Raw genomic sequence first — 17,169 nt, 5'->3', positions numbered from 1 at the left:
TTAAATATGCAGATTCTTGATACTGCATTTTCAACGGGAGTTGGGAGTATATGGTAAACAAAAAGAAACAGCTGAAAGTAACCATGGCGGCGCCCTACGTGGCGGGCATGGAGCAACTAATCAACGATGGACTCTACGAAAGCCAAGGTGAAGTCGTCAAAGATGCCCTGCGGCGACTCTTTAACCACTATGAAATCCGCAGCATAAGCGAAGCCTGCACACCATAAAGAGCACACAAAAAAACATGCGGCTGCTCATCTGTCGGGCTTCTTTGCTGCTGTTGGGGCAGTTGGAACTGAAGAAAAGCCTTAAATTCCATTTTGCCCCCTTCATGGAATTGTAAGTGTATGTTTAGCTTTTTTTGGCTGGACAAAGTTTTTATGCGCGTTTGAAACTCTACACTTCCCCGATAAGTCAAAGGATGATTCAAGATGGCCCTACAAAAAGGAGATTTCATACTAATCGATTATGTAGCCAAAGTTAAAGAAACAAACGAAGTTTTCGACACAACAAAAGATGAAGTAGCAAAAAAAGAGCACCTTCACAAAGAAGGAGAAATCTACGAGCCAAAACTCGTCGTAGTCGGCGAAGGCTGGGTTCTTAAAGCCCTCGACGATGCACTTCTCTCCGCGGAAGTCGGCAAAGCCGAAACCGTCGAAATCCCATCTGACAAAGCTTTCGGTCCACGTGACCCCGAGAAAATCCGCCGCGTCCCCATAAAGCAGTTGTTCGCAAAACAAATCAACCCCGTCGTTGGCGCACGCATCGAATTCCAAGGCAAAAACGCCACCATACGCTCCATCGGCGCAGGCAGAGTTCTACTCGACTTCAACCCCGCGTTGGCAGGCAGAACCCTCATCTACGATTTAACCGTTAACAAAAAAATCGACGAGGAAACCCAGAGGATTGCAGCGTTGATTCACCGCCGTGTTCCAGTGGTGGAAGAGGACAAATTCAAGGTGACTGTGAAAGCCAAGAACCTAAGCATCGAAATGCCCGAGGACACCTTCTACGTGGAAGGCATCCAGATCGCAAAACGCGGCATATCCATGGATATCCAACGGTTCTTCCCCGATATGGCAGAGACCAAATTCGTTGAAACCTTCAAGTACGAGCCCAAGCCCGAAGCAGCCGCCCCCGCAGCTCCAGCAGAATCCGCTCCAGTTGAGGAAAAGAAGCAAGCGCCAGCGGAAGTCCCCGCGGCGGAAGAAAAGCCTAAAGCCAAAAAGGCTTCCAAGGCAAAACCTGAAGCTAAAGAATAAGCTTTCAACCCCTTTCCTTTTTAACGTCCAGTTTTGTTTTCAAAAAATTTAAATCTGCAGTTTCTCCATAGTCCATGGTGCATTTCTACAGTTAACAGATGGGTGTGTCTGGAGGTGAAACCAAAAGATGGACCATACCGTAATCCATTTTGAAATCCCAGCGGACAACGTAGAGAAACTCAAAGCTTTTTACGAGCAGGTTTTCGGCTGGAAAATCATCCCCGCCGAAGGCCCCATCGAATACTGGGTTATCCAAACCGTGCCCACCGACGAGAAGGGCATGCTGATGCATCCGGGCGTAAACGGCGGCATGTACCGGCGGCAGCTCCCCAACAGCAAACCCATAAACTACATCTCCGTCGAAAACCTCAGCGAGTTCCTCGAGGTAATCGTCAAGTTAGGCGGCAAAGTCACCCAGCCTAAACAGGAGGTTCCTGAAGTGGGCTGGATAGCTGCGGCGGAGGACCCTGAAGGTAACCAGTTCGCGCTGCTTCAGCCCATGTGTCCCTAGCCGATTATGCCTGTTGCCCGCGCCACGGTTTCGCATGCGTCGTAGTTGAGGTTAAGTTTATGCAGTATGGTGTAGCGTTCGGGGCGGATGGCGGTGGATGACTGCAGCGCCTTAACGACGTCTGCGTCTGTGACGCCTAGTTCCTTGGCGGTGGTGGGGGCGCCTATCTGTTTGAGGGTGGCCTTGATTTTCTGCCAGTTTGACCCATGCAGAAAAGAGGTTAAGATGGAGCCGACGCCGCATTGCTCGCCATGCATGGCATGATGCGAATTCACCAGGTCCAGGGCGTGGCTGAAAAGATGCTCTGAGCCGCTGCATGGTCGGCTGCTGCCCGCGATGCTCATGGCGACGCCGCAGCTAATCAGCGCCTCAAGCAGCACCCGCAAGCCCTCATCCTGATGCTGCACAATCAAATCCGCGCTTTCCGTCACGAGTTTGGCGCTCATCAACGCGAGGCTGGCTGCGTAGCCGCCATAGTACTCGCCTTTTTCGGTGTGCGCGAGTTTCCAATCTTTGACGGCGGTGAATTTGCTGATGACGTCTCCGCAGCCGCTGACGACAAAGCGCCAGGGTGCCTTGGAGATGATTTCTGTGTCCGCGATGATCGCCATCGGCGCCTGCGCGAGGATAGAGTAGGGTTTATCGGAGCCTTTAATCGAGGCGAGGGGGCTGGCGATGCCGTCGTGGCTCACCGTGGTGGGGACGCTGACGAAGGGGACGTTGACGCTGGCGCTGCTGAGTTTGGCTGCGTCGATGATGGTTCCGCCGCCGACTCCGAAGAGCACCCGGGGCTTCTGCTCTTTTAGCTGCTGCTCAACGATGATTAAGTCGTCCACCGTCATGGATTTAACTAAAATGAAGTCTGCAGTTAACCCCGCCTCCTCAAGGAAACCCGAGACGGTTTTGCCCGCGAGTTCATAGCACTGCGCATCGGAGAGCACCAGCGCTTTGCCCTTAAGGTTAAGTCGCCTTACCACTTCGGGTATGCGCTGCAGGGTGCCTTTTCCAACGATGACTTCGCGGGGCAACTGCATATAATGGTAGTTTAACGTCAAATCAATACCACTGCTGTGTAGTCAACCTATTGGGGCAGCTAAGTTTTAAAACGTTTGGGAACTAATCCACCGACAAAAGAGGGAATAAAAATAGGGGAAGGCAAGTTTTAGGACTTGCTTTCTTGGGCTTTTAATGCGGCGTTTTCCTGTTTTAGAGAGGTGTTTTCTTCCGTTAACGCTTTGAGGACGGCGTTTAGTTGGGTCATCATGTCGTTTATGCGCAGGTTAAGCATGCCGATTTGCTGCATGACTGGTGAGGCTTCGGAGGACATCATGCACTTGCACCTCCTTGAGAGGTGATTTTCTGGAGTTGGAGGCGTAAATTATCGATTTCTTGACTTAAGCGTTCTTTCTCGTTCAAGAGTTCAAGCAGGGTTGCACTGTATTCGTCCTGTTTTTTGGCCAGCGCTTTGGCGCAGCCCATGAGGAAGCCGCTGACTTTTCCTGCGTCGAAGAATTCATCGGTTTCAGCGCTTTCTTTGTTGCCTTTGATTATTTTAAAGGGGTCATCTGTTGGAGGCGCAAGTTTGGTTGTGTCGTAGGTTAGGGATAGCGTTTGGTCTTTTTCGCCCCATAGTTTAACTATGCTTAGGTCGTCGTATGCATCGAATTGGCTTAAGGTCTTGTAGTAAACATATCTGGATATTACTCCATACCAGTAGCGGCCGCCCTCGCCTAAGTAGCCTGTGTTGCTGCCTGCGCCTGGTTCAATGTTTTGGTATGCGTAGAGAGTGTTTGTGCTACCGCGTTCTATGTATACGTCGTTGCCTGACCCCAAGTATAGTCGTGCATTACCTCGGTTTTGGGCACCTTGTAAGCTTATTGCGTTTGCTACATTAATGTCACTGAGATAGCAATCGTCGCCCACCAGAAATGCGTCTCCATTACCTCCCCCTCCGTGGATTACATTATCGCAATCTACTCTGCCGGAGATATTGATTGAGGTTCCATACGGCTTGAGGGTGTCCATGATGTATATTCCTTGGTTGGTTGCGCTGTTTAGGTGGTCTGCGAATAGGTTACTTACATCAAGCGTTCCTAATGCTCCTGAGGCACTTTGGACCTGAAGAACGCCGTCAGCATTTGAAAATAGCCTTGATGCGCCGTTACGGAGGCCTATCCATCTTGCATTGTTATCGAGTGTCAATGATCCATTTAGCGTGAAATTATCTGGTGTATACAGAACATCGCTATCACTGCGGTAAATTTGCACGTCTCCTCCAATTTCTAAGCCACCGCTCGAACCAGTTAACGGAAGAGAAATTTGACCGTATACTGTTCCACCTGTGATATTAAGATAGCCTTTGTCTCTTGGAGACAGATAGTTATATGCAGAGAACTTTATGTGTGCTGTTCCGTCGGGGTAGGACCCTTGTCTTATGGTTAGTCTAAGTTTTTTTGCGTCGCAAAATGACTTTATGATCTTTCGTGATACGGTATTATTGGTTTCGTCTATTATTTGAGTCCATACGTCTGAAAGGTTAAGGTATTCAAGCTTATAACTGACCGGATAACCAGCGCTTCCCCAGTCGCCTCTAAGGTAGAAACCGCCAAACCAGTATTGTGAGCAACCTAAATCTATCTCCATCGTCGCTGGCAATCTATCTGGGGAAATTAGCCAATATCCCCATTCTTCGCCGTTGAAGCAGCCTGAAGTATCTGCGCCATTGGATGTGGTTACGGTTAATCTTTTGTTTGCGTGGATAAGATAATCGAATGCCGGATTCGTAAGAAAAGTGGTCCATCCTTGAATAGCAACGCCTTCACCAATATAGCCTGCCGTTATTGTTCCGTTTACGCCTAAGTTAGTAGAGACCGACAATGAATTAGCTGATAATGCTTGCTCAACAATCAATCCTCCACCCACAGGGGTCTGCACCCTCAAACTATGCTCAGATGCGTTACCATATACCTTGCATAGTTCGCTTCCAGAGTTAAACCATATTTCAGGGTTGCTGCTTGTATTAGCAAGCTGTAGAATCGGATTCGTTTTTTGGATAACGATATTACCGGTGATTGTGCCGCCGTTCCATGTGTCACTGCCAAAATCCCAGTCAGTACCATTAAGGTGCTTAATTGATTCGGTGTACACTGTTTGAATGCAAGCGCCAAGCCATACATGTTGTGGTTCGCCTAATCCGCCTGTTTGCGTAACTTGCGGATAAACGTTGGCTGCATGAAGGTCATGGCAAGCTAAGTGTCCCTGATCATAAAGTTGTATTGGCAAATTAGGAACGAATGGTCCCATATCAACCCATTGTGGTGTTGTGCCTATGTATTGCCACCGTTTGATATGACCATCGCTATTGTTATAATAACATTGAAGATATGCTGGATTATCTGGTGGGCTATTGCGGTGTTCTGGGTCTAGAATAACGCTATATTGATTTCTTCGAATGTAGCAGGTGTCCATGTTATAGTTATAGCTGGTGGTGTCGTCACTTTTTGTTAACCAAATTCCTGGAGGATCCAATCGATTCTTCATTCCATAACCTAATGCTATCAAGCCTTGGTTTGCAGCTACGAATCCACCCGCTGAAATATCCTTCTTCACAACCAAACCTTGATCAGTTGCCAATATAGGCGAGAATCCATCGACTAAAACTAGCCCTAATCGTGCTGATACTGGATTATTTGGATCAGAAACGTCGGTAAAAGTTAACGGTTGTGATCCAAGCGGTAGGCCCGCTTGATTTAGACCTATTAATCGCCAACAACCGTTTAGTTTTTGATAAACTTCACCGGCAGTGTACCGGTTGTAAATCTGCAAATTGACTCCGATATCATTGATTGGTATGTCTGTTCCATAGATGTCATATACGATGGCTCCGCCGGCTGTTTCTAGACTAACCCACTGTCCGCTCGTTCCATCGCCATTATGTCTGTAAAGAATCGCTGTATAATTGTCAAGCAGAAGGAAGAAGTCATTATTATGTGCAATTGCATTATCGGGAAGAGTATGTCCTGTTGGGAATACTATTCCCGGTGCCCATGTCTCACCTACAAAGTGCCATATAGCATTAACTAGGTCGGTATGTGTTATTTTTGGCGCATAAATATCTGTCAATTTTACACCCTCCAAAAGCAGTTATTGTCTTTTTGGTTGGTCATCTTAACTCGAAATAACTGAAATTTTGTTGTTTTCATTTTATGTTCCTTCGATTACTTTAATGCCGAATAAACTGAAAAGTTGAATTGTACTCCCGGTTGGACCTAGTAAAGGCCCGCTTGTTGGGTCTCCTGTGGGGTCTTGCGCCAAAAATGTTGCATAATTTATTTTATGTAAAACATTATAAGCTCTCCAATGAACATTAGACATGTGTATAAATGTCTTATCCTTATCCTTTCCCTCTGTCTCATCATAACACTTTTAAGTCTAATAACTACTGAAACGACTGGATCAACGACTATACCTAAACCCTCTGTTCCTCAATTCACAGTTAACTTCATCGATACATCCTATGACACGTCTCCAACTCCGACTATTGACCCTTACACTGGAAAAACGGTAATTCCCGAATCCGTGTATGTTGAAGCCAGAGCAATTGAAGTAAGAATACAAAATGAACCTTTCACCTCATTTACTATACAGGACGATTCCGGTAATACTTGGAATGTCAATTACCTCTATAATATTCGTTGGAAGGGTCATTTTGAGCAAGATTGGACTGAGGTCTCTTATCCTTCAGATGGTTATCTGCGCAGTAATTCGGGCTCTGAATCAGTGTTTTCTATAATTGGTGGAGAATACTCATCCTCAGAAGGGTTGAAGTTATATATTAACGGTTGGCAGTCATCATATACTGTTGGGGCCCAAATAGATGTTCAAGTTGAGGCGATGATAGGGTACGTTCACCGTGTTTTTGAAAACGGTGGGTTCCCTTATGTTTTTACTGGTGAGACAAGTGGCTGGAGTGGCACCCAAACTTTAACGATTACTGATACAGCGCCTATGCCCGCTCCTTCGTCTGTTACTGTAGACCCGTCTGATTCGCCGCAATCTCCCACGCAGACGCCTCTGGAGCCTAACGTTGGCACCTCGGTGTTGTTTGGTCTGGATTGGGTAGGCATAGCTGTCATAGTGTTGCTTGGTGCGGTTGTGGTGTTGTTGGTTTTGGTGGTTGTGTCTTTGCGTAGGCGTGGTTAGGCGCCGCTTTATTCTTTGGTGGGTTGTTTGTTTTGGGGTTTTTTTCTTTGTAGGGGTTCGTTTATGAGGTTTACTTCTTTGGCGTAGTCCATGAGTGCTATGCGCATTGTTTCGCTGTCGCTGGTGCCTAGCTTGTTTGATAGTGCGGTTAGGATTTCTTTTTGTTCTTTGCTAAGCACCACTTTTGCTATGACTTTTTTAGCCACGCCTAGGTTCCTCCAGGTGAAAGAAAGGTTGGGTTATTTTTTGTGCGGCAGGCTTCATTAGGGTTTGCCTGTTTTCTCTTTTTGCTCTGCAGCCTGTTTTAGGGTTTGGTTTTCTTCAATCAGCATTTTTAGGGTGCTGTTGAGTTGGGTCATCATGTCGCTGATGCGCAGGTTCAGCATGCTTATCTGCGCCATGATGGGGGTGGGTTCGAGTGGTTTTTGGGGGGTTTGGCTCATTTTAATCACGTTACCATATTAGGTGGGGTTTGTTGATATGCTGTGTTGTACCTTCTGTGGGCCCGTCTGATGGCCCGTCTGCGGGGTCTTCTGTGGGGCAAAACGGATGTTAGGGGAAAAGCTGCATGAAAATGCCAAAAAATCATAAAAGGCACAGGCGTCAAGGGGGAGGTAGACCATTGAGACGCATATTTTCCCGTTTTGCAGGTGTTGGAAGCCGCCGTTTTTCCGCCTTCAAATAAGGGGAGGGAGGTCTTGGCTGAGCAGCAGACGTCCAAAGCTGGCGGTTACTCTGCGTGTCCTAGGGCATCTGCCCAATAAACCCAGTTAGAACCCCATGGATGCTCAGCTACGCAGCTGCCAAATCAATGGATGCCTACCACTTATGATGGGGGTTTCTGCGTTTGCCTTAGTATAAATAGAGGGGGGATAGAGGTGGCAGAGCAACAGCGCAAAAGCGGTGGCAAAGCGCCTTTTCGACCCTGAACTGCTGCTATACTTATATTGACCGCTTGCAGTACAGTTTTTTAGGAGACACAAATATGCCCGCTATTGAAGTCGGTCGAATCTGCATCAAGCAAGCTGGACGCGAATGCTGCAGCAAATGCATCGTCGTCGACATGATGGATAAGAGCTTCGTGTTGGTCACGGGGCCCAAGAAAGTCACAGGCGTTAAACGCAGACGCGTCAACATCAACCACCTTATGCCCCTAGACGATAAAGTCGAGGTTAAACGGGGCGCATCAGACGAGGAAGTCACCTCGGCCCTTGAAGCTGAAGGTAAACTCGCCGAAATGACCTCTGACTGCTGCTGCTAAACTTTTAAGCTTTAATACCTCGCATTTCTTTTTCTTCCCCTGTTAGGAGACTATCATAGAGTATGCCCAGAACCACTCCGCCGTGGGAAACCAAACGGGAACTGCAAACCCGAGCCCAAGACACCACCGACCCAAAATACGGCTGCAAACCCAGCGAACGCCCCGCCAAGCAATACATCAAATTCGGCACCATAAACCTCGACAAACCCGCAGGACCCACCAGCCACGAGGTTGCGGCGTGGACCAAAAAAATCCTCAAAATCGACGTCATCGGACACGGCGGCACCCTGGACCCTAAAGTCACCGGTGTCTTGCCGGTTACGCTGGAGGAAGCCACCAAGATGGTGCAGGCGCTGCTCTACAGCGGCAAAGAATATGTTTGTGTGCTTAAACTCCACGGCGAGGTGGATGAACCCAGCATCAAGCATGTGCTCACGCTTTTTGAGGACGAAATTTATCAGCGTCCTCCCCTGCGTAGTTCGGTTAAGCGTGCGCTGCGTACACGTCGCATCTACTACATCGACTACATCGAACGCGAGGGACGCAACGTGCTCTTTAGGGTCGGCTGCGAAGGCGGAACCTACATCCGCAAGCTCTGCTATGACATCGGAGAAATCCTGGGCGTTGGCGGCCACATGCAGGAGCTGCGCAGAACCCGCGCGGGACCCTTCACTGAAACCGGCAGCAAATTCGTTACCCTCCACGATGTCGCCTACTGGTTTGGCGAGTACGAACGCACCAAAGACCAAAGTTACCTGTGTAAATTCATCGAGCCCATGGAAAACGCCCTGATGCATCTGCCCAGAATCGTCGTGCGGGATTCAGCGGTAGATGCGCTCTGCCACGGAGCCAACCTCACTGCACCAGGCGTTTTGCAGGTGGATAGCGGCGTTGACAAAAGTAACATCGTGGCGATTTTTACGCTTAAGGGCGAGGCGGTGGCGCTTGGCCGCGCGCAGGTTTCCACTCAGGAGATGCTGGATCTGCGCTATGGCACCGTGGCGACGCTGGCAAGGGTGCTGATGCCCCGTAACGTTTACCCCAAGGTTTGGAAGAGCGGGGGCGGCGATGAGCAAGAAAAATAGTTCTGAGCATTACTTTTCCGCTGAGCCTAAATGCACGGACCGATTCGGCATCGTTCACGCATCTTTGCGGGGTCGCAGCTTTGAGTTTTTGACTTCGTCGAGTGTTTTTTCTAAGAAGCGGGTGGATTTGGGCACACGGGTTCTCATCGAAGCCATGGAGTTGCCAGCGGAGGGCACCGTGCTGGACATCGGCTGCGGTTATGGCGCAGTGGGCATTGCGGCGGCGGCTTTGAATCCTCGTCTGCAGGTTGTCCTCACCGACGTGAATATGCGTGCGGTAAGGTTGGCAAAGCAGAACTTGGGTGCCAACAGAATCGTCAATGCCCAGGTTCGCTGCGGTTTTCTCTATGAACCCGTCAGTGACCTGCGCTTCAACGCTGTTCTCTCCAATCCCCCGGTGAGCGCAGGGATGGATACCGTTAAAGCCATCATCGCGGGTGCTCCAGCGGTTTTGGCGGCGGATGGCGTTTTTGAGATGGTTATCCGCAGCAAAATCGGCGCCAAAGTTCTTCCCGAAGCCTTCGTGGCGGCGTTTGGTAACTGCATGGTTTTGGCTCGGGAAAGCGGTTACCGTGTGCTTTTGGGTCGATTGGGCGCTTAGCTGCCGAATGGTTTTTAATGTTGTCTTGCAGTTGGTTGTTTGGTCATGTTTTGGCTGATATACAGTGCCTGTTTGTCTGACAAGCACTTATATGCGCTGCAAACGTGCACTTCTGTACACTAAACGGTGACCCAAATGTCTGATGGAAACAAACGGGAACGCATCACGATCCGCTTAACCAAACGCTACCTGGACCTGCTAAACACCCTTATCGATAAAGGCGTCTACAACAGCCGCAACGAAGCCATACGCGATGCACTTCGCATCATGTACGAGTACCATGGCCTCAAGGTGGCGCCGGAAAAGAAGGGTGCCGCCAAAAGCGGCGACGAAGCCAAACCTGAGTAACATTGCGTTTTTCGATATATCTCGCTGTTGGAAACTCCGCTTATATTCCTACAGCCTACACTTTGAGGTAAGGAAGAAGCGGGGATGGAAGAGCAAAATTCGGATGCTTGCTGCGAAATCGGCGTTAAGGGTCCATGTGGATGCTGCGATTTCAGCGTTTTCTGCAAGGGCAAATGGAGCACACAAACCAGTAGCCACAAGGGTTTGTTGAATGCCGCAAACCACATGCCTTAAGAGCCGTTGACTGCTGAGCCTTCTATGTGTTCATTGCTATACAGAATAATCAGCGGTCAACGCAGCTACCCAGCTGCTGCTGCGCCATCCCGATCCTGCAGCTAAACACGTGGATTTTTAGCTGCCATCCGTTGGCTACCGCAAAATACAAAAAGCCAACTGCCCACATAATGAAACTAAACACCATTCACATTAGAGGGTTTGATGAAAGATGAAACTAAACAAAACCGACGAAAAAGTTGTCGCGGCACTGCAAACCGAAGGCAAAGAGTTGTCTCTCCAAGAACTCGCCGACAAAACCGGCGAAACAACCAAAAAAGTGTTCCGATCACTCAAAAAACTCTTCGAAAACGAAATCGTCTCCACCCAAGCCCGCAAATACAAACTCATAATCACCGACACCAAAGCCATCAAGGCGAAGCTGGCGGCAAAAGGCGACGAAGAAGAACCAGAAACCTAAACCCCAAACCACCCATTTCCCCAGAACAAACTTTCATTTTTGTAATCAGCACCAAACAGCCTCTGACACGTGCGATTTTTTCTCTTACCCCCCTTATAAATAGGCTCAACAACCACACAACACAACCAAACAAAAGCAGGCACTTGCTGGTTACCCAACGCAGAATCCATGCAACTGCAGACAAATTTTGAAAGCAGCTAGGCGTTCATGCCACAAGCCTGCAGACAAAAGGAGCCCTGGGCCTTGTTGCTCTACCACCTACCTCCCCTCCCCCTATAGGAAACAACAAAAGAACCACCAAATAGAAACCAAACATGTTGGCGAAAAGCACACGATTCGTTTAACAGGAACAAGCCTAACAGCACATTCTATAGCGCTCGTTATGAAGAATTGACAGCTTTCTTCAAAGAATATGCTGACCTAAGTGAAAAATAATCACGAAATATAGAGAATAACAAAACTTCGGATTTAATGAACGAAATATTCGGTGAAGAGGTAGGCGAGTTTAGGAACAGAGCAGTGATTGTTTCTGCATACCTTTTCGTTGAGCAACTAATAGAAAAAGGGAAAGTAAACCAGCTTCCGGCGTTTAAAACATTTTATATTCGCTTTTTAGACAAACTCTCATATGAAGCAGCTCGTGGGCTTGATTATCACCCTGAGTATCATGAATTACTAGACTTCCAAACGAATATATTACAGGCAGCTGTTGGTCGAGCCGCTATTGAAGCCAGGCACAAAATAATTACTGAATACTTTGATTATTTCATCAGATCTCATGGAGAGATCAAAACAACCAAAAAATTGTAGTTGTAACCTATTTTTCGTGTAAAGAATTAAATTGTTCTATTACAATAAAAAACAAGGGAGTTAGGGTTAATCTTGCCAAAGAGGCTATTGAACGTTTCAGCTTTCTTTTCATTATTCAAGCGAGGACTGAAACTTCCTCTTCTCAAATTACAATCACTAAGAATAATTCGAGTTGATGATCGGCAATGACCAATTTAGACTGTAAAAAATGTGACAATCCGTGCATTATTCTCAATAGCAAGTCGAAGATTGAAGCAAGACACAATGAGCCATTTTGTTGTTACTTCAAGGATCATGAGCTAACCGGAAGCTTTGACGACCTATTAGAAGGGATTATACAGCGAGTTACTTATGCGTGTAAGACACTATACCCATCAAAACAACCACCAAGTGACCAATCCTTACGAAATCTAAGGGGTGCTTGGTTTGAGACCGCTATAGCAGTGATTTCTTGGAACGCTTCAGTTGAGCATAATAATTTGAGCGCTATGAAAATTGCTGTCTTAAAATTTCCTCCCGCAAGCAGAATTCAATGGTGGGATATTTTTGACAATCGAGCAAAGATAGTGCTCGATGAAGGTTTATTCAGATCCTTGAAGAAGGTTGGCATCAAAATGACTCTGCCAAACCCTGATTTGCTGTGTATAGGCGGAATAAATGAAAATATAGCCAACCTAATAGACACTGCAACGGTGAAGCCTACACTAGATTTTATCAGAAAAATTGAAAAAATGTACGAATTTGTTAAGGAAACATGTCCATACAACTCGCTTAAATTCGGTCTTTCAGTTAAGAATGAACTAAAACCTGATCGACGGTATCTTATCGTATATGAGGGAAGTTTAGTTAAAGCAATTATTTCCCACCTTCAGATGCGGTTCTGGGATATTACGTTCGATACTAAATATTACGGGCTTGTCCACAAGCCATTGTCTTCACAAGATAAAATTGTCTATACAAATCCATCTATTGATTCTATTGTTGATGTCCATGCAAAGCCTCGAAAAGCGGTTGATGAAATAATAGCCTGTGAAGAAGTAAGTGATGCCCAAGAGATAATAAAGAAATGGATAGAATCTGGCTAGAGCTTCTTATTTTTCAAATCATAGATAAGAATGCTCTCTGTATCTATTGCTGCTCCGTATTCTCGCATCTTTGGTAACCTTTTACTTGGCAACTTTCGGCTATAGCAAGCATCCAGTTTTATGCCCATGTTGGAGAATAATTCTGTTGTTATCCTTGCATTATCAAAAACGTTATTCAAAAGGACTCTTTGACCAATGACAATGGCTATTTTATCCGAGGTTACTCTTGCCATGTTCTGGAGGGCATGGTAATAATCGCTATAAAAAGCAATCGCTTCCATCTCAGTCCGTTTGTTATGCTTAACTTTTTCAATTAATCCCTTCAGTGTTGGTGAATCAGGACAACGAAAGTCTTTTCTCTTACCGACCCAACCTAACGTCTGCTCCTTAAACGCAAGTATTTCCTCTCTAGACACCTTTAACCAGAACAACATATTTCGAGAAAACTGGAAGTAAGGTACGCCATTCCTTTCGTCGCCGTAGGGTGGCGAGCAAATTATGGTTGTAAATTCGTCGTCCTGAAATGGAAGCATCTTTGCAGTGTTTGCTGGAATTACTTTGACGATTGAATTCTTCTCTAACTCTGAGACACGCTCGATACTATAATTTGCTCTTGCAGTAAAACAGTCAATTACATCGGGCGTAAAACGGTCCAGTTCTTGGGGCTCAAGTTTACGTAACCGAATTTCATTCCTATAAGTTAGCGAAACATCCCTTGCAGTAGCGGATAAAACGCATTGATAGAAGTTTCTCAATTTATCATATTTAATGCTGTTAATAAAATTGGCTAACGCACTCAAAGGCTTTAGCATATACGGTTTGTACCAAAAGTGGATCATTGAATTTCTTGGGAATTCAATGTAGTCATTTGGGTGATTTATCACATAATGAATAATTTCATTTTTTTGGCATTCGAGATGGTTTTTTTCAATTGGTGTTGTTTTTGCCCTTGAGATAATAGACGCCAACGGGTTAATGTCCACACCCGTTGACTCAAAGTGATTAAGCATGCCTTCAACTAAGACGGCGCCGCCACCACAAAAAGGGTCGAGAAGTCGTTTAGGCTTTGTGAGCTTAATTATCTTGCGAGCAAGGGGAGGGTTCATGGCTGCCAGCCAGGTGTGTATCCCATGGGTTGAATACTGTGTGTTATAACCATTAAAGTTCCATTCTGTAAGATTGTGAAGGTCTATATCGACTTCCGAAAGGATTTTTAATTGTCCCATTTTGTCCTCCCTCCCCATGTAAACTGTTTTACATTGTCAGAAGTTATTTAAGAACTATAAAACTTTTATCAGCAATCCCTGTGAAGGTGACCAACCGATGATGCCTTTTAAAAACGCTGCGTTTTTTTCTCAAAATAAATGATCTCTCGAGAACAGTACGGTAAATAGGTTCGTTGCCTGATGGCTGTCTGGTTCTGCTTTGTCTGCATAATCCTGATAGAAGTTTTTTTTTGAGAGCCTCGAGCGGGCCTTGCTCCCGCGGCCTGCTGCTTACAAGGCAGCCGCTCTACTGGGCTGAGCTATCGAGGCGCCCGATGTTGCCCAGAACACACACATCATAAAACTTTAAGCAAATAAAAGTTACTGCTGTAAAAGGGGGATATGTGGAGTTGTGGGTTATGGTGGCGCTGCATTTTAGCCCGTGTTTGTATGCGACGGCTGGCTTGATACAGTCAAATCGCCTTAGTGCCCTTTTTTTAGCGGTAATTCTATGAAGAACCGGGTGCCTGCTCCCTCCTCTGTCTCGTAGGTTATTTCCCCGTTTAGGCCGTTCACTAGGCGCTTTACCACTGCCAGCCCGAGTCCTTGCCCTTTGGATTTGGTGGTGAAGAGGGGCGTGAAGAGTTTTTGTCTTGCCTGCTCCGGGATGCCCATGCCTGTGTCTGCCACACTTATCTGTAAATGGTTAGCTGTCGCCTTTGCCTGAAGCGTCAGTTTTCCGCCCTCCGGCATCGCTTGCAGGGCATTGTTAACTAGGTTGTTGAGTATTCTTTTGAGGTACGCGGGGTCAGTGAGAAAAACAATCTCCTCTGTTTCCAGCTGGGCCTCTACATTTTTTGGTATCTGGATAGCTGACAGGACAGCCCTCAGCAAATCATTGATGTTCACCGGGATATGCTGGGGCGCGAGGGGTCTTGTGTAATCCTGCAAATCGCTAACTATCTTGTTGATGTAGAAAACGTTCTCCTCGATCTTCTCCAGGCTCTCCTCGACGCCTTCAAGCCCCCGGCATTCCGGATGACTCCCAAGCTCCATCCGTATCAGGTACAAGTCGCCCTCGATGGACTGCAATGGATTACGGATATCATGGCCCACCATGCTTGCGGTTTGCCCAATCGCCAAAAGCCGCTTGTTCTGTTCCTCCTCAGTTTTGTCCTCAACGATGATGAGTATCCCAAGGGTAGAGGGATAAGTGGAAATCTCAAAAATCGCGTCCTTACCGGTCTCCCTGCTTTTTGTATTCATCATAAAGCGGGCGGATTGCCTATCCTGCAGGGCAGAATAATAGGGGGTAACATCCACCGACTGCATCTCAGGCAGCACCTCGTAGATTTTTTTTCCCAACGCATCCTTCGCCTCCACCGTGGTTACTCTCTCAGCGGCTTTGTTCCAGTGAATAACATTTAGTTCCCAATCCGTGGCAATAAAGCCCTCACCGAAACTCTCATACAACTCCCTGTAGCTCTGCTCGCTTTCACGGATTTTTCTGGTGCGCTCCGCCACCATTTTCTCTAAATTATCCGCGTGCTCTTTGAGCTGGGTCTGCGCCTCACGAAGCGCCTCCTCGGCTTTTTTGCGTTCAGATACTTCTTTCTCCAGCTGCTGCTTAGACGCAGTGGCCGTTATGAGGCTGCCGAGCACTTCGTCGAATTCAGCGAATAACTCAGTGATTTCGTTGTTGCCGCTTTTCTGTTTGAGTTCCTTTGGCTCTTTGTGGTTGATGTCCTTGGTTTTTTTCTGAAGCATAGCTATCGGGGGCAGGATGCGTCTAAAAACCAAAAAATACGTCAAGAGAAAAAACGCGATGAACAAAGCCACTAAACTGACGTTTAACATCCTGTTGGTTTGGTAGGTTTGGCTAATCTGCTGGTCAACGGTTAATGTAAGCTGCCTGGATTCTGAAATTAACCCTTGAATTTGCCCATCCATCTCGCTCCATTGGCTTCCGAGGATGCTCATGTTTAGGGCACTTGGGGGTTGCTCCGTTGGAACATTGTTTTCCGGGGAAGCCGCCACGTAAGCGTTAAACGTTGCATTCACTGTCGTTAACTCCGTCATCATCCTGTCCGCTAACGTTTGGCTCTGCGGGTAAGTGTCATTTAAGGCGCAAAGGTCAGTGTAGAGCAGCAGAACATTTGCCTGCCAAATGGAAAGGTTCCCTTGATACAGTAAATAGTTGGCGTAGACATAACCCAATTCTTTTGCGGCGCTTTCGATGTCAGAGGCGATTTCTCCTTGGCTGTGAAGGTTAACTAGCGTTAGGTCTATGGAAAAAATCGAAGAAGCAGTGAACGCGGTGAACAAGCCAAAAACGGCGATGGCGATTAAGAATTGGCTTCTTAACCTCATGCAATTCCCAAATAACCATAGGTACCGTTACATTTTACCTTTCCGAAGGACCCCTCGGCGGGTTTTATAGCCTAAATCCTATCCATGCCGCCAACGCATCCGCCCGCCCGCAGAAAAGTGGACGTGCGGTCGCCCCTTGGCTTATCTGAACATAATGCGCCCAGCGGCAATGTAGATCAAGAAAAACTCGGCGGATGCCATCATAAGCCCCTAGAAAAGTGTCAATTACCCCAAAAACCCCTGGTTCTATGTGGAACAAAAACCTTCAAGGTTGTTCCAGATGATGCGACATCTTTTTATGAGGGTTTGCGGTAGAGTTGTTTCCCCATTAGTTGGGCTCGCTACCTGAAAATGCAGGTGCGAGAGAGATAGAAGCGCAACGTAACCAGACAAAGCACCGACGACCAACATAGCCAAACCGCAACGATAGACTTATATTAACCGTTGACGCTTCTAATGCAATCCCAGTAACATGGGTTACACAACAAAAAAAGATGCAGCTCCCCACCAGAAAACGATGGGGGGTGAAGCGGTGAATGGGCGTATCCATACTGGACGCTTAAAATGACACCATGCACAGGACAAACATATACAACGACGCCAAAACACTTAATTTGAAACATATGTGTTTCACTAAACGCCAAACAGACACTACCATTGGCCCGTAACATGCCACGCTGTCTGGAGGATGGCTCGGCTTGAGAGCCGAAGAAGGGCGCGGCAAGCCGCGATACC

Annotated in this window: 19 protein-coding genes and 1 tRNA gene; 12 read left to right on the top strand and 8 right to left on the bottom strand. The window is 47.0% G+C overall.

The genetic code is table 11. From position 1 onward, the window contains the following. The first annotated feature begins 50 nt into the window (after positions 1-50). The 3 genes from NWE93_05950 to NWE93_05940 all read left to right on the top strand — a co-directional run bounded on the left by NWE93_05950 (position 51) and on the right by NWE93_05940 (position 1,773). Positions 51-227: a hypothetical protein gene (locus NWE93_05950; protein MCW3999762.1), complete on the top strand. Its 177-nt coding sequence runs from the start codon at positions 51-53 to the stop codon at positions 225-227. Positions 228-431: 204 nt separating this feature from the next. Next, on the top strand, positions 432-1,262 hold the full coding sequence (locus tag NWE93_05945; protein ID MCW3999761.1) for a peptidylprolyl isomerase: 831 nt from the start codon (positions 432-434) through the stop codon (positions 1,260-1,262). A gap of 127 nt (positions 1,263-1,389) precedes the next feature. Beyond that, on the top strand, positions 1,390-1,773 hold the full coding sequence (locus tag NWE93_05940; GenBank protein ID MCW3999760.1) for a VOC family protein: 384 nt from the start codon (positions 1,390-1,392) through the stop codon (positions 1,771-1,773). Here NWE93_05940 and NWE93_05935 read toward each other — a convergent pair. From NWE93_05935 to NWE93_05925, 3 genes are all read right to left on the bottom strand, one after another. Beyond that, positions 1,770-2,828 (bottom strand): NAD(P)-dependent glycerol-1-phosphate dehydrogenase, encoded by a 1,059-nt coding sequence (locus NWE93_05935; GenBank protein MCW3999759.1) that lies wholly within the window; start codon positions 2,826-2,828, stop codon positions 1,770-1,772. The genes NWE93_05940 and NWE93_05935 overlap by 4 nt on opposite strands. 107 nt (positions 2,829-2,935) lie before the next feature. Continuing rightward, entirely contained in the window at positions 2,936-3,103 is a 168-nt protein-coding gene (locus NWE93_05930; protein MCW3999758.1) for a hypothetical protein, read from the bottom strand. Further along, positions 3,100-5,895: a hypothetical protein gene (locus NWE93_05925; GenBank protein ID MCW3999757.1), complete on the bottom strand. Its 2,796-nt coding sequence runs from the start codon at positions 5,893-5,895 to the stop codon at positions 3,100-3,102. Before NWE93_05925 ends, NWE93_05930 begins: the two co-directional genes overlap by 4 nt. A gap of 456 nt (positions 5,896-6,351) precedes the next feature. On the opposite strand from NWE93_05925, the gene NWE93_05920 reads away from it, so the two are divergent. After that, entirely contained in the window at positions 6,352-6,975 is a 624-nt protein-coding gene (locus NWE93_05920; GenBank protein ID MCW3999756.1) for a hypothetical protein, read from the top strand. Positions 6,976-6,983: 8 nt separating this feature from the next. On the opposite strand, the gene NWE93_05915 is transcribed toward NWE93_05920, so the two are convergent. Together NWE93_05915 and NWE93_05910 are read right to left on the bottom strand one after the other, a co-directional pair. Then, a complete protein-coding gene (locus NWE93_05915) occupies positions 6,984-7,181 on the bottom strand; it encodes a ribbon-helix-helix protein, CopG family (GenBank protein ID MCW3999755.1) in 198 nt (65 codons plus the stop codon). Between the two features lie 57 nt (positions 7,182-7,238). After that, the gene (locus NWE93_05910) at positions 7,239-7,418 is read right to left on the bottom strand and encodes a hypothetical protein (GenBank protein ID MCW3999754.1); all 180 of its coding nucleotides are present in this window, start codon (positions 7,416-7,418) and stop codon (positions 7,239-7,241) included. Between the two features lie 542 nt (positions 7,419-7,960). Between NWE93_05910 and NWE93_05905 the strand changes: the two genes are divergently transcribed. The 8 genes from NWE93_05905 to NWE93_05870 all read left to right on the top strand — a co-directional run bounded on the left by NWE93_05905 (position 7,961) and on the right by NWE93_05870 (position 12,859). Beyond that, a complete protein-coding gene (locus NWE93_05905; protein ID MCW3999753.1) occupies positions 7,961-8,236 on the top strand; it encodes a 50S ribosomal protein L14e in 276 nt (91 codons plus the stop codon). A gap of 62 nt (positions 8,237-8,298) precedes the next feature. Then, positions 8,299-9,321 (top strand): RNA-guided pseudouridylation complex pseudouridine synthase subunit Cbf5, encoded by a 1,023-nt coding sequence (locus NWE93_05900; protein MCW3999752.1) that lies wholly within the window; start codon positions 8,299-8,301, stop codon positions 9,319-9,321. Continuing rightward, positions 9,305-9,922: a methyltransferase gene (locus NWE93_05895; GenBank protein ID MCW3999751.1), complete on the top strand. Its 618-nt coding sequence runs from the start codon at positions 9,305-9,307 to the stop codon at positions 9,920-9,922. The genes NWE93_05900 and NWE93_05895 overlap by 17 nt, the downstream gene beginning before the upstream one ends. 135 nt (positions 9,923-10,057) lie before the next feature. After that, positions 10,058-10,270, top strand: a complete 213-nt coding sequence (locus tag NWE93_05890) for a ribbon-helix-helix domain-containing protein (GenBank protein ID MCW3999750.1) — start codon at positions 10,058-10,060, stop codon at positions 10,268-10,270. A gap of 84 nt (positions 10,271-10,354) precedes the next feature. Next, positions 10,355-10,504 (top strand): hypothetical protein, encoded by a 150-nt coding sequence (locus NWE93_05885; GenBank protein MCW3999749.1) that lies wholly within the window; start codon positions 10,355-10,357, stop codon positions 10,502-10,504. A gap of 211 nt (positions 10,505-10,715) precedes the next feature. Continuing rightward, on the top strand, positions 10,716-10,964 hold the full coding sequence (locus NWE93_05880; GenBank protein MCW3999748.1) for an Lrp/AsnC family transcriptional regulator: 249 nt from the start codon (positions 10,716-10,718) through the stop codon (positions 10,962-10,964). Positions 10,965-11,435: 471 nt separating this feature from the next. After that, the gene (locus tag NWE93_05875; protein MCW3999747.1) at positions 11,436-11,774 is read left to right on the top strand and encodes a hypothetical protein; all 339 of its coding nucleotides are present in this window, start codon (positions 11,436-11,438) and stop codon (positions 11,772-11,774) included. A 185-nt stretch (positions 11,775-11,959) separates the two neighbouring features. Continuing rightward, positions 11,960-12,859, top strand: coding sequence for a Cfr10I/Bse634I family restriction endonuclease (locus NWE93_05870; GenBank protein ID MCW3999746.1), 900 nt, complete (start codon positions 11,960-11,962; stop codon positions 12,857-12,859). On the opposite strand, the gene NWE93_05865 is transcribed toward NWE93_05870, so the two are convergent. The 3 genes from NWE93_05865 to NWE93_05855 all read right to left on the bottom strand — a co-directional run bounded on the left by NWE93_05865 (position 12,856) and on the right by NWE93_05855 (position 16,434). After that, positions 12,856-14,085 carry a hypothetical protein gene (locus tag NWE93_05865; GenBank protein MCW3999745.1) on the bottom strand — a complete coding sequence of 410 codons (1,230 nt, stop codon included), beginning with the start codon at positions 14,083-14,085 and terminating at the stop codon, positions 12,856-12,858. The two genes, NWE93_05870 and NWE93_05865, sit on opposite strands and share 4 nt — an antisense overlap. A 235-nt stretch (positions 14,086-14,320) precedes the next feature. After that, positions 14,321-14,394, bottom strand: a tRNA-Thr gene (locus NWE93_05860). 153 nt (positions 14,395-14,547) lie between these two features. Then, positions 14,548-16,434, bottom strand: coding sequence for an ATP-binding protein (locus NWE93_05855; protein ID MCW3999744.1), 1,887 nt, complete (start codon positions 16,432-16,434; stop codon positions 14,548-14,550). Positions 16,435-17,169 lie beyond the last annotated feature (735 nt).

Source organism: Candidatus Bathyarchaeota archaeon, assembly GCA_026014735.1.
Lineage (GTDB): Archaea > Thermoproteota > Bathyarchaeia > Bathyarchaeales > Bathycorpusculaceae > Bathycorpusculum.
Note: the sequence above shows the minus strand (reverse complement) of the source record. Positions and strands in the feature narration are given on the sequence as shown.